This window comes from Burkholderia sp. DN3021 (assembly GCF_049805555.1).
Lineage (GTDB): Bacteria > Pseudomonadota > Gammaproteobacteria > Burkholderiales > Burkholderiaceae > Burkholderia > Burkholderia pyrrocinia_C.
Genome location: NZ_JBNCAB010000010.1, coordinates 18,645 through 30,079 on the forward strand (window position 1 = coordinate 18,645; position 11,435 = coordinate 30,079).

An 11,435-nucleotide genomic window follows, 5' to 3' on the forward strand; every position below is an offset into this window, starting at 1 on the left:
CACGACGAGCGGCACGAGACACCCAGGAGGGGCACGATGGCAGAAAACGGCTTCCGCGTCGAAGCGGATCTTTTAGGCAAACGAAGCATTCCGGATGCGGCCTACTACGGCGTACACACGCTGCGCGCCAAAGAGAATTTCGACATTTCCGGCCGCAGTATCGCGACGCTGCCGTACCTCGTGATGGCGCTCGCGGCCGTGAAGGAAGCCGCGGCCGACGCCAACTGCGAGCTCGGGCTGCTGCCGAAGCCGTATCGCGATGCGATCGCCGCCGCATGCGTCGAGATCCGCGAAGGGCGCCTGCACGACCAGTTCGTCGTCGACGTCATCCAGGGCGGGGCCGGCACGTCGACCAACATGAACGCGAACGAGGTGATCTGCAACCGCGCGCTCGAAATCATGGGGCACGCGCGCGGGCAGTACGAATATCTGCATCCGAACGAGCACGTCAATCTCGCGCAGAGTACGAACGACGTGTACCCGACCGCGATCCGGGTCGCGACGTGCTTCGCGGTCGAGCACCTGCTCGACGCGATGGCGCGCCTGCGCGATGCGTTCGCGGAGCGGGCCGACGCGTTCGCGGGCCTGCTGAAGCTCGGCCGCACGCAGTTGCAGGACGCGGTGCCGATGACGCTCGGCCAGGAATTCTCGACGTACGCGGTGATGCTGACGGAAGACATTGCGCGCTTGCAGGAAGCCGGCTGGCTGATCCGCGAGATCAATCTGGGCGCGACCGCGATCGGCACGGGGATCACCGCGCATCCGCAGTATGCGGAGAAGGCGCTGGCGGCGCTGCGGCGCATCACCGGGCTCGACCTGAGCACCGCGCCGAACCTGATCGAGGCGACGCAGGATTGCGGCGCGTTCGTGCAGGTCTCGGGCGTGCTCAAGCGGATCGCCGTCAAGCTGTCGAAGATCTGCAACGACCTGCGGCTGCTGTCGAGCGGCCCGCGCGCGGGGTTCGGCGAGATCAACCTGCCGCCCGTGCAGGCCGGCTCGTCGATCATGCCCGGCAAGGTGAATCCGGTGATCCCGGAAGTCGTCAACCAGGTCGCGTTCGAGGTGTTCGGCAACGACCTGACCGTGACCTTCGCCGCCGAGGCCGGACAGCTTCAGCTCAACGCATTCGAGCCGGTGATCGCCAGCGCGCTGTTCCGCAGCTTCAGCCACCTGACGGCCGCATGCACGACGCTCGCGCAGCGGTGCGTGAGCGGGATCACCGCGAATCCCGAGCGGCTGCGCGAAACGATGGAGCGCTCGGTCGCGCTTGCAACCGCGCTGAACCCGTATATCGGCTACAAGCGCGCGACCGCCGTGGCCGCCGAGGCGCACGAGAGCGGCAAGTCGATCCGCGAGGTCGTGCTGGATCACCAGTTGATGACCGAAGCGCAACTGGACGACGCGCTGCAACCCGAAGCGCTGATCCGGCCGCGCGCGCTTTGACACCGGCCGCGCGGCGCCGGCGCGTGCCGCCGGCGGCCTGCGCGCGGCCGTTCAAAAAGCGCCCCGGAGCGGGGCGCGACACATCAATAAACGGAGACACAACATGAAACACACCAGCGAGCGGCCGGCCGATACGGCCGGCGGCGCGGATTCCCGTCATGCCGATCCCGACGCGATGTTCGCGTCGCACGAAGCCGGTTATGCGAAGCATTTGAAGCCGCGGCACGTGCAGATGATCGCGATGGGCGGTGCGATCGGCACCGGCCTCTTTCTCGGCGCGGGCGGGCGCCTGCAAAGCGCGGGGCCGGCACTGGCGCTCGTGTATCTCGTCTGCGGCGTGTTCGCGTTCCTGATCATGCGCGCGCTCGGCGAGCTCGTGATGCACCGGCCGACCAGCGGCAGCTTCGTGTCGTATGCGCGGGAGTTCATGGGCGAGCGCGCGTCGTTCGTCGCGGGCTGGATGTACTACCTGAACTGGGCGACGACCGGCATCGTCGACATCACCGCGGTCGCGATCTACATGAAGTACTGGGCCGTGTTCACGGACGTGCCGCAGTGGGTATTCGCGCTCGGCGCGCTCGGGATCGTGTCGGTGATGAACATGATCGGCGTGAAGGTGTTCGGCGAGATGGAGTTCTGGTTCTCGCTCGTCAAGGTGGGCACGCTCGCGGTGTTCCTCGCGGTCGGCGCCGTGTTCCTCGCGAGCGGCCATCCGGTCGCGGGGCAGATGACGGGGCTTCACCTCGTCGCGGATCACGGCGGGATCTTTCCGCACGGCATCCTGCCGGCCGTGCTGATCGTGCAGGGCGTCGTGTTCGCGTATGCGAGCATCGAGCTCGTCGGCGTCGCGGCGGGCGAGACCGCCGATGCGCGCAAGGTGCTGCCGAAGGCCATCAACGGCGTGATGTGGCGCATCGCGCTGTTCTACGTCGGTTCGGTCGTGCTGTTGACGCTGCTGCTGCCGTGGACCGCATACAGCGCGCACGAAAGCCCGTTCGTCACGTTCTTCGGCAAGCTCGGCGTGCCGTACGTCGGCACGGTGATGAACGTCGTGGTGCTGACCGCCGCGCTGTCGAGCCTGAATTCGGGCCTCTATTCGACGGGGCGCGTGCTGCGCTCGCTCGCGATGGGCGGGTCGGCGCCGCGCTTCGTGTCGCGGATGAACGCGCGCGGCGTGCCGTACGGCGGGATCCTGATCACGGTCGCGATCAATGCGATCGGCGTGCCGCTGAACTACATCGTGCCGGCCCAGGCGTTCGAGATCGTGCTGAACATGGCGTCGCTCGGGATCATCACGACGTGGGGTTTCATCGTGATGAGCCAGATCCTGTTCCGCCGCGCGGTCGAGCGCGGCGAGCTGAAGGCCGTGTCGTTCCGGATGCCCGGCGCGCCGTTCACTTCGTGGCTCACGCTCGCATTCCTCGTCGGCGTGCTGGTGCTGATGGCGTTCGACTACCCGGGCGGTACGTGGACCGTCGCGACGATTCCGGTTGTCGTGCTCGCATTGGTAATCGGCTGGAAGCTCGCGAAGCGCGGTGCCGAGCGTGAGCGGGCGGTTGCCGCACCCGCGGCCGTGCGCGTCGTCGCAGATCCTGCACAGAACGCGTGACGGTGCGCGCCGGGGGCAGGTCCGTTCGCGGGCCGGCTTTACCGGTGCGATCAGTTCAATCCGGTGCGTTCGCCGACCCATCGGCCGAAATCGGCGGCCATTTCCTGAGTCAGTTCGTGCCCGGCCGCATACAGCCGCGTGTCGTGTGCGACATCGAGCGCCGTGAGTTTTGCATCGGCGGTGTCGGCCCATGCGACGGGCAGCTTGTCGTCGAAGCGGCCGTGCACGATCAGCGCGTGCAACGGGCGAAGCGCATCGCGCGGCGCGATCAGCGGATCGATTTCCGGCAGGATGCGGCCGCACAGCACGGCGAACGCGGCGACGTCGGCCGGCGACGTGAGGCCGACGCTCGCGCTCATGATGCCGCCCTGGCTGAAGCCGGCGATCACGGCCGGCAGCGCGGAGCCTGCGCCGTCCTGCGCACGGAAGGCGCGCAGCAGCGTGATCAACTGGAGGCGGCTGGCGTCCGCGCGGGCCGCGTCGATTTCGGGGCCGTTCGGGCCGAAGCGCACCGGAAACCACGCGTGCTGGTCGGGCCCGAAGGTCAGCGGGCCGCGCACGAACGCGATCTCGATGCGCGGATCGATCACATCGGAAATGTTCAGCAGGTTGGTTTCGTTGCCGCCGACGCCATGCAGCAGCAACAGGTGGGCGGCGGGGCGGCCGGCAGCCGGGCGCAGCCGGTACTGGAGGCCCGAATCGGGATTGGTGGTCAGCGGCAGGGCGTCGGTCATCGCGTGGGTCCGGAAAGGGAACGATGCGACAGTCTAGAGCGTGCAGACTGGGAGGTGAATCGTCGGGTGGCGATTGATTGTTTCCTGGCGGGAACGAATCCGGCCGCGGTTCATGTCGGGGACGGATTGCCGATATCGCGACGCGCGACGCGCGGCGCGATGGCCGAAATACCCACCGACAACAGGCCGATCGGACGACTCGTCATCCTCACGCTTAGTTGATAAAATAGATACATTTTGTAGATACGTGGGGGCGTGAAGATGGATATTGCCAAGATCTTCAAGCATGGCGGATCGCAGGCCGTCCGGCTGCCGAAGGATTTCCGCTTCGAGACGACCGAGGTTCGGATTCGCCGCCACGGGGCGTCCGTCATTCTCGAGCCGGTGCCGCAAGACTGGGCATGGCTGACACCGCTGATCGGCCCGGTCGACGCCGACTTCGAGGCCGCTGCAACAACCCAGCCGGACGTTCAAGAGCGCCCGGGACTGGACGTGTTTGAATGAAGTTTCTGCTGGATACCAACGCGGTAATCGCCATTCTCAAAGGCGAGCCGGCCATGCTGGCCAGGCTGCGTGCGCATCGACCGGCGGACTTCGGAATTCCGGCGATCGTCGCGCATGAGCTCTATTACGGAGCTTACAAAAGTCAGCGAGTGGCAGCCAATCTGGCGCGCGTGGAGGGGCTTCAGTTCGAGGTCGTGTCGTTCGACGCGGAAGATGCTCAGCATGCCGGCGAAATTTGTGCGCATTTGACCGCGGCAGGAACACCGATCGGCCCATATGATGCATTGATCGCAGGGCAGGCGCGTGCGCGGCGGCTGGTGCTTGTCACGCATGACATGCGCGAATTCGAGCGAGTCCCGGAGCTGCAGATCGAGGATTGGCTCGCAGGCGCGCACGAAAACTGACCGCATTGCAGTCATGCAGCGACCGGAACGGATTCCTCCGCGCTGAATCCGGCTCGCTACCCGCATGCGATCCTGCCTGCGAGCGCGGCGCGTTCGTCTTACGGCGCCGCGCCGCGCCATGCGCCGTGCCTGAACGCGCGCGAACACGTGAAGGCATCGGGGCAGGCGGTCGGTTCCGAGCGCGTGATCGTGACGGCCGGCGCGGGCCCGCGCATCGCATCCTGTATTTTCCGCGTGACGGGGCGGCAATGAATCGACTCGCACGATAATGCGCAAACGTTTTACCGTTATTCAATAAAATCGATTGGGCGGAACGCGAATAAAACAATGAATATCCGTTACTCCGCCGATTCGGCAAACTCCGCAGCGTTGGTGGTCGGGTGTTAACGGCAAACCCGCAAAGAACTTTAGCTTTTTCCGGCCGTAATTAATCATTCCAATTTCCTCAATGATCGAATGATTAACGGTCATCGGACAGTCATACACCATCCCCGATAATTTGCCGCTCATATTCTTTCAATAGACCAATGGGCGGTCGAAGCCGGATCGCTGCGGGGAGCTGTACTCATGACCATCCGTCATCGCATTACGCTGCTAGTCGTCCTGACGTTCTTCGCGCTGTCCGCGATCGGCATCTATGCCGTGTACCAGACGCGCAAGAGCGCGTCCGAGGTGCGCCAGGTTACCCAGGGCATCGTGCCGAGCGCGCTCGCGTCGGCCGATCTCGTCGCCGAGGTGAAGAACATCCAGATCGCGACGATGACGCTCGTCTACGCGCCCGACGAGAATACCGCCGCGCAGGCGCGCGACGAGCTGAAGGCGAAGCAGGCCGCGCTGCGCGCCGCGCTCGACGCGCAGGCGAAATCTGCGGTCGGCCGCGCGCAGGAAGGCCTCGTCGCGCAGGCGAAGGACAGCGCCGCAAACTATTTCGCGGCGATCGACGACACCGTCAAGATGAAGGCCGACGGCAAGGCCGAGATGGCGCAGGCCTACCTGTTCGCGAACGTCGCGCAGTATCGCGACGAACTCGAAAGCATCGTCGACACGCTGCGCGTCGAGAAGAACCGCCAGAAGGACGACGCGGTCAGCGCGCTGAACGGGATGCTCGCGACGACGGCAACCGCGATCGCGGGCGTCGCGGGCACGGTGATCGTGCTGCTGACCGCACTCGGCTTCGTGCTGTATCGCCAGATCACGCGTCCGCTGATCGGGATGCAGACGATGATGAGCGAGATCGCGACGAGCCAGGATTTCACGCGCCGCGTGCCGGTGGGCCGGATGGACGAGATCGGCCATTCGATCGTCGCGTTCAACGGGATGATCGAGAAGATCCAGGAGAACGCCGCGCAGCTCAAGCAGAAGACGGCGGACATCCAGGCGATGCTGCAGAACATGCAGCAGGGGATCCTGACCGTCGTCGAAGGCGGCGTCGTGCATGCGGAGTATTCGGCGTACCTCGAAACCATCTTCGAGACGAACGACATCGCCGGCCGCGACCTGATGGCGCTCGTGTTCGACGATTCGGCGATCGGCGCCGACGCGCGCTCGCAGGTCGATGCGGCCGTGCACGCGTGCCTCGGCGAAGACAGCATGAACTTCGAATTCAACGCGCACCTGCTCGTCAACGAAGTCGCGAAGCGGATGCCGGACGGCCGCGAGAAATGGCTCGACCTGAGCTGGTCTGCGATCACCGACGAGACCGATACGGTCGTGCGCCTGATGCTGTGCGTGCGCGACGTGACCGAGATTCGCGAGCTGACCGCGCAGGCCGGCGAGCAGCAGCGCCGCCTCGAGATGATCGGCGAGATCCTGTCGATCAGCCAGGACAAGTTCCATGACTTCGTGCACAGCGCGAAGGGCTTCCTTAGCGAGAACGAGCGGATGATCCGCCAGCACGAGCGCGCCGATCATTCGATCGTCGCGGCGCTGTTCCGCAACATGCATACGATCAAGGGCAATGCGCGCACGTACAGCCTGCAGCACCTGACGAACATCGTCCACGAAGCGGAGCAGGCATACGAATCGCTGCGCCGCGCGGACGGCGGCCCCGAGTGGAACCGCGATGCGCTGATGGACGACCTGGCCCGCGTGCGCGAGGCCGTCGAACGCTACGCGACGATCAACGCGGTCACGCTCGGCCGCAGCGGCGAACCGGCGCAGGGCGGCACCGACTACCTGATGGTCGAACGCGCGCACATCAGCGAAAGCCTGCGCGTACTCGACGGCGCCGATCCGGCGAACGCGGCCGACTGGCAGGCGGCACGCGATGCCGTGCGCCGCATGCTGAGCCAGCTCGGCACGCAGGGCATCGGCGACACGCTTGGCGGCGTGATCGAGTCGCTGCCGTCGCTCGCGGCCGAACTCGGCAAGCCGGCGCCCGTCGTGCATATCGACAGCCACGGCCATCGCGTGCGCAGCGAGATCGGCGCGACGCTGAAGAACGTGTTCATGCACCTGCTGCGCAACTCGATCGACCACGGGATCGAGTCGTCCGAAGAGCGGCGCGCGGCCGGCAAGGCGGCGTCCGGCACGATCGACATCGCGGTCGGCGTCGGCGGCGGCGAGTTGTGGTTCGTGTTGAGCGACGACGGCCGCGGCCTCGCGCTCGACCGGATTCGCGGCATCGCGCGCGAGCGCGAGTGGATCGATGCCGGCAACGAAGCGGCGCTCACCGACGAAGCGGTGGCCGAGCTGATCTTCCGGCCGGGCTTCTCGACCGCGCGCGCGGTAACCGAGGTGTCGGGGCGCGGCGTCGGCATGGACGCGGTGCGCAACTTCCTGAAGCGCGACGGCGGCGACATCGCGCTGCGCTTCACCGACGATCGCGTCGGCGCGCCGTATCGCGCGTTCGAGACGATCGTGTCGCTGCCCGCGCGCTTCGCGGCGGACGGTGCCGGTCACGGCGCCGCGCACGAGCGCATTGCAGACGTCGGCGCAGCGGAGTGATGGCGTGATCGTGCAGGCGTGGATGATCCCGATTGCCGCCGCGCTGGCGGGCGGCTTCGTCGTCGCGATGACGGCGGCGGTCGTGTTTCGCGTGATGCGCAAGCGGCTTGTCGCGGCGCTGGAACGCGACGCGCATGCGTTGCGCGGCGCGCTCGACGCGGCCGACGCGAAGGCGGCAGAAGCGGCGTCGGCACATGCCGAAGCCGCCGACGCATGGGCGCAGCGCGAGGCGCAGCTCGAGGATGCGCTGGCGCGCGAGGCGTCCGCGGCCGGTGCGCAGCGCGACGCGCTGCAGGCGCTGTCGGCGAACCGCGCCGCGCTCGCGCAGCATGCGATGAAGATCGCCGACGAAGCCGCGCGCCTGCGCGGGCTCGCCGGCACGTTCGAGCGCTGGCACGAGCAGATGATCTCGCTGACCACGCAGAACCAGGACATGCGCTCGAAGAACCAGGAGCTGTCGGCGATCGTCGCGCACGTGTCGATCGTGTCGCTGAACGCGTCGATCGAGGCGGCGCGCGCGGGCACGGCCGGCCGCGGCTTCTCGATTGTCGCGAGCGAGGTGCGCGGGCTGGCCGCGCGCTCGCAGGAGCTGTCGAACAGCTATCGCGACAGCCTGAACCGCAACGATCTCGTGACGGCCGCGACGTTCCAGGACATCCAGGCCGGCGGCAAGATGATCACGGCCGCGCTAGCGACCGTCGAGACGCTGGCCGGGCAACTGCACGCGCGGATCGAAGGAGCGGCGGCGTGATCAGCGCGCAGGCGAAAGCCGGCTTCGAGCGGATCTTCTTTGATGCGGCGCGCACGCGGCTCGCGTCCGGCGGCGCGTGCGACATCCGGCCGTCGGCCGGCGATGCGCCCGATTCTGCGCGCGCGACTTCGCGATCGAAACCGAAGGTGCCCGAGTACGTCGTGGTGCTGACGATCTCGGCGCTGCATTTCCGCCTGCTGCTCGCGCTGCGCTTCAGCGACGACGATGCGACGCGCGGCCATTTCGCCGGCGCGACGGCGGGCACGAGCGGCCAGCGGCCGCTGCCCGAAGCGTTCATGGAAGTCGCGAACCTGTGCTGCGGCGCGATCAACCAGGCGCTGACCGTGCCGTTTCCCGATCTGGGAATGTCGACGCCTTCCCTGCTGAGCGGCGCGAGCATCGACTGGCTGCCCGCGCTCGCACCCGATTACGTGGCCGCCTACGATCTGACGTTCGACGGCGACGTGCGGGTCGGCGCGACGCTGTGCGTGTGTGCGAACGCACCGGTCGATTTCCATGTGCCGGAAACGGCCGCGGTGGATACCGGCGGCGAACTCGAACTGTTCTGATCGACCATGAGGAACCCTTGAGATGACCGAAGACCAACCCGTCAGCAAGGTGCTCGTGCTCGACGACAGCCGCACGCATGCCGATGCGATCAAGCGTTTCTGCGACGAGCACAACCTGGTCGGCCTGACCGTGCGGCGCAGCCGGCTGCTGAAGGTGCTGCGCTCGAATATCGATCTCGGCGCGATCCTGCTGGCCGAGGATTACGGCGGTTCGCCGGTCGAGAGCGCGATCATCGCGACGCAGATCGACGCGCTGCGGCCCGAGCTGCCGATCATCCTGCGCCGCGAATCGCTCGCTTCGCGCGACGGGCTGCCCGACGCGCTTGCGCGGGTGGCATGCGCAGCCTACGTCGCGGACGACATGACGCCGCTCAAGCGCGCGATCGACGAATACCTGTTCGGCCGCGACTACCCGAACGCGCTCGTGCGCGGCATCTCGGAGATCACCGAGGCGCGCATCGACAGCCTGTTTCCGGACATGACGATCGAGCACGAAACGCCGTGCATCGTGCGCGACCAGATCATCTTCGGCGAGGTGTTCAGCCTGATCGCGCTCGAAAGCGCGTGGTGCCGCGGCTACATGCTGCTGCAGACGAGCGAGCAGCCGCTGCTCGACATGCTCGGCGGCACGCGCGACGACGGCCGCGCGCCAGACTTCCGCGACGTGAACAGCCTGCTCGGCGAGCTGACCAACCTCGTGTGGGGAGCGTTCAAGAACCGCTATCTCGGCGACGCGGAGGCGCTCGCGCGCCATCCGGTGCAGGTGCCGCTCGTCGTCAATCACAAGCAGAAGTTCATTTCGTTCGGCGGCGACTGTCCGCAGCTCTGTTTCAAGTACCGGATGACCGACCGCGCATCGGGGCGGTCGGTGCAGCTCGATCAGCGTTTCGTGTTCAGCCTGAGCTGGTCGCCGGAGGATTTCCGCGAATCGGTACAGGACGTGGGGCCGATGGTCGAATCGGGTGAACTCGAACTGTTTTGAATGTTGAAGTAGTCACAACGAAAGAGGAACACGGCATGGCAAAGATTCTGGTGGTCGACGATTCGGGCACGGTGCGCGATGAAGTCGCGGGTTTCCTGCGCAATCACGGGCTCGACGTCGCGACGGCGGTGGACGGCAAGGACGGGCTCGCGAAGCTCAAGGCGACGCCCGGCGTGCGCCTCGTGATCAGCGACGTGAACATGCCGAACATGGACGGCCTGACGATGGTCGAGAAGATCCGCGGCGAACTGGCGAACGCGTCGGTCAACGTGGTGATGCTGACGACCGAAAGCAGCCCGGCGATGAAGGAGCGCGGCAAGGCGGCCGGCGTGAAGGGCTGGATCGTGAAGCCGTTCAAGGGCGACGCGGTGCTCGACGCGCTGAAGAAGCTCGCGGGCTGAGGGTGGGTCGGAGAGCGCGGCGACGGGAGCATCCTGTGCTATGGGGTTGTATCGAGAGAATCGTCACGGCCGGTGTACATTCGATGAATTGTATTTACATCGTGTCTTTCGCGCGTGCCGGCCAAGATGAGTCGGACGTTGTTGGGCGACGAGGCATAGGCACGAATCGAGTTCGTATTACCGGGCAAGGAAGGCAGTCGGGGGCGAACGGCGGCGAACAGTCGTTGGTTTGTCGAAGCCGTTTTCCTGGATCGATCAAACGTGCTGCCTGTGACACGATTTTCCGAAGGACGTCGGCCGATGGCACATGGTGTACTTGCGCTTCTTGTGGTGGCGTCGTCAAGGTGTGTGGGAGCGCATGCCGCGCGCAGTATCCGACGAGCTGGAGATCAAATGTATTAGCTAGGACAGCACCGACGGGTGGTCGGGCCGGTACGCCAGTGTTTGTGCATTGCAGTACGGGAACTAGCGTTCACGCGGCGTGGGCTTTTGACCGAGGCGCACGCGGGCCACGTAGTGTCCCGATGGATCGAGCGTCCACAGCAAGGCGCGCAGGCGTCGTAGCCACGACAACACCGTCGCTCGCGTGACGTGCATTTCGGCGGCGACCGAGTCGAGCGGATGTCGATGCGCTAGATAAGGTAGGAATTCAAACAACTTCTCCTTGTTTTTCAGATTTTGAATTGACGTGCCGTGAAGACGCGTGAAGGTTCGGTTGCAAGCGTCACAGCAAAATGTGGGAATGGGGTAGCTGCTGCTGCTGCGATAAACGAGCCACGTGTTGTCGCTTGCGCACCTCGGACAAGATGGCGGGGCGGGATCATCGGACAGGATCTGCCTAATGGCGCGTGTGAGAAACGCTGTCAACTCGGGATCGTCCGTGCGGCGAAGCGACGTATCGCTCGCCTCCATTCCGAAGCGGTGCCGAAAATGCCGGGCCACCTGATCCAGGCTGATTGACCACTGCGCCATGAGCTCAGTGATCTGATCGAGCGGACCACCCACTTCCTGTTCGCGGGTGATCCGAATTTCCGCGTCGAGGCGATCGAGTTCGCTCTGCAGTTCTGCTGCTGTCTTCGTCATCTCGTTTTT

Annotated in this window: 11 protein-coding genes; 9 read left to right on the forward strand and 2 right to left on the reverse strand. The window is 65.8% G+C overall.

Features of this window, described 5'->3' with window-relative positions; genetic code table 11:
- Positions 1-36 precede the first annotated feature (36 nt).
- Entirely contained in the window at positions 37-1,443 is a 1,407-nt protein-coding gene (gene aspA, locus ACPUER_RS07925) for an aspartate ammonia-lyase (protein ID WP_425130790.1), read from the forward strand.
- A 103-nt stretch (positions 1,444-1,546) separates the two neighbouring features.
- Complete coding sequence (locus ACPUER_RS07930) at positions 1,547-3,052, forward strand: amino acid permease (RefSeq protein ID WP_425130791.1); 1,506 nt, start codon at positions 1,547-1,549, stop codon at positions 3,050-3,052.
- A gap of 50 nt (positions 3,053-3,102) precedes the next feature.
- On the opposite strand, the gene ACPUER_RS07935 is transcribed toward ACPUER_RS07930, so the two are convergent.
- Positions 3,103-3,786: an alpha/beta hydrolase gene (locus ACPUER_RS07935; protein WP_425130792.1), complete on the reverse strand. Its 684-nt coding sequence runs from the start codon at positions 3,784-3,786 to the stop codon at positions 3,103-3,105.
- Between the two features lie 261 nt (positions 3,787-4,047).
- On the opposite strand from ACPUER_RS07935, the gene ACPUER_RS07940 reads away from it, so the two are divergent.
- The 7 genes from ACPUER_RS07940 (at position 4,048) to ACPUER_RS07970 (ending at position 10,343) form a co-directional block, all read left to right on the forward strand.
- Positions 4,048-4,290 (forward strand): antitoxin, encoded by a 243-nt coding sequence (locus ACPUER_RS07940; RefSeq protein WP_072436899.1) that lies wholly within the window; start codon positions 4,048-4,050, stop codon positions 4,288-4,290.
- A complete protein-coding gene (locus ACPUER_RS07945; RefSeq protein WP_425130793.1) occupies positions 4,287-4,694 on the forward strand; it encodes a type II toxin-antitoxin system VapC family toxin in 408 nt (135 codons plus the stop codon). Before ACPUER_RS07940 ends, ACPUER_RS07945 begins: the two co-directional genes overlap by 4 nt.
- 567 nt (positions 4,695-5,261) lie before the next feature.
- Positions 5,262-7,640 (forward strand): MCP four helix bundle domain-containing protein, encoded by a 2,379-nt coding sequence (locus ACPUER_RS07950; protein ID WP_425130794.1) that lies wholly within the window; start codon positions 5,262-5,264, stop codon positions 7,638-7,640.
- A 22-nt stretch (positions 7,641-7,662) separates the two neighbouring features.
- A complete protein-coding gene (locus tag ACPUER_RS07955) occupies positions 7,663-8,391 on the forward strand; it encodes a methyl-accepting chemotaxis protein (RefSeq protein WP_425130830.1) in 729 nt (242 codons plus the stop codon).
- Positions 8,388-8,960, forward strand: coding sequence for a hypothetical protein (locus tag ACPUER_RS07960; RefSeq protein ID WP_425130795.1), 573 nt, complete (start codon positions 8,388-8,390; stop codon positions 8,958-8,960). The genes ACPUER_RS07955 and ACPUER_RS07960 overlap by 4 nt, the downstream gene beginning before the upstream one ends.
- Before the next feature lie 22 nt (positions 8,961-8,982).
- A complete protein-coding gene (locus ACPUER_RS07965; RefSeq protein ID WP_425130796.1) occupies positions 8,983-9,942 on the forward strand; it encodes a chemotaxis protein CheX in 960 nt (319 codons plus the stop codon).
- 35 nt (positions 9,943-9,977) lie between these two features.
- Positions 9,978-10,343 (forward strand): response regulator, encoded by a 366-nt coding sequence (locus ACPUER_RS07970; RefSeq protein WP_060238818.1) that lies wholly within the window; start codon positions 9,978-9,980, stop codon positions 10,341-10,343.
- Between the two features lie 465 nt (positions 10,344-10,808).
- Here the strand turns inward: ACPUER_RS07970 and ACPUER_RS07975 are convergent, their stop codons facing one another.
- Positions 10,809-11,426, reverse strand: a complete 618-nt coding sequence (locus ACPUER_RS07975) for a DUF746 domain-containing protein (RefSeq protein ID WP_175958831.1) — start codon at positions 11,424-11,426, stop codon at positions 10,809-10,811.
- Between the last annotated feature and the right edge of the window lie 9 nt (positions 11,427-11,435).

What these genes read in the sequence shown, in the direction of transcription:
- ACPUER_RS07945 (WP_425130793.1), top strand. Translation starts at nt 4,287, where the DNA reads ATGAAGTTTCTGCTGGATACCAACGCGGTAATCGCCATTCTCAAAGGC.
- ACPUER_RS07965 (WP_425130796.1), top strand. Translation starts at nt 8,983, where the DNA reads ATGACCGAAGACCAACCCGTCAGCAAGGTGCTCGTGCTCGACGACAGC.
- aspA (WP_425130790.1), top strand. Translation starts at nt 37, where the DNA reads ATGGCAGAAAACGGCTTCCGCGTCGAAGCGGATCTTTTAGGCAAACGA.
- ACPUER_RS07940 (WP_072436899.1), top strand. Translation starts at nt 4,048, where the DNA reads ATGGATATTGCCAAGATCTTCAAGCATGGCGGATCGCAGGCCGTCCGG.
- ACPUER_RS07975 (WP_175958831.1), bottom strand. Translation starts at nt 11,426, where the DNA reads ATGACGAAGACAGCAGCAGAACTGCAGAGCGAACTCGATCGCCTCGAC.
- ACPUER_RS07955 (WP_425130830.1), top strand. Translation starts at nt 7,663, where the DNA reads ATGATCCCGATTGCCGCCGCGCTGGCGGGCGGCTTCGTCGTCGCGATG.
- ACPUER_RS07950 (WP_425130794.1), top strand. Translation starts at nt 5,262, where the DNA reads ATGACCATCCGTCATCGCATTACGCTGCTAGTCGTCCTGACGTTCTTC.
- ACPUER_RS07930 (WP_425130791.1), top strand. Translation starts at nt 1,547, where the DNA reads ATGAAACACACCAGCGAGCGGCCGGCCGATACGGCCGGCGGCGCGGAT.
- ACPUER_RS07935 (WP_425130792.1), bottom strand. Translation starts at nt 3,786, where the DNA reads ATGACCGACGCCCTGCCGCTGACCACCAATCCCGATTCGGGCCTCCAG.
- ACPUER_RS07970 (WP_060238818.1), top strand. Translation starts at nt 9,978, where the DNA reads ATGGCAAAGATTCTGGTGGTCGACGATTCGGGCACGGTGCGCGATGAA.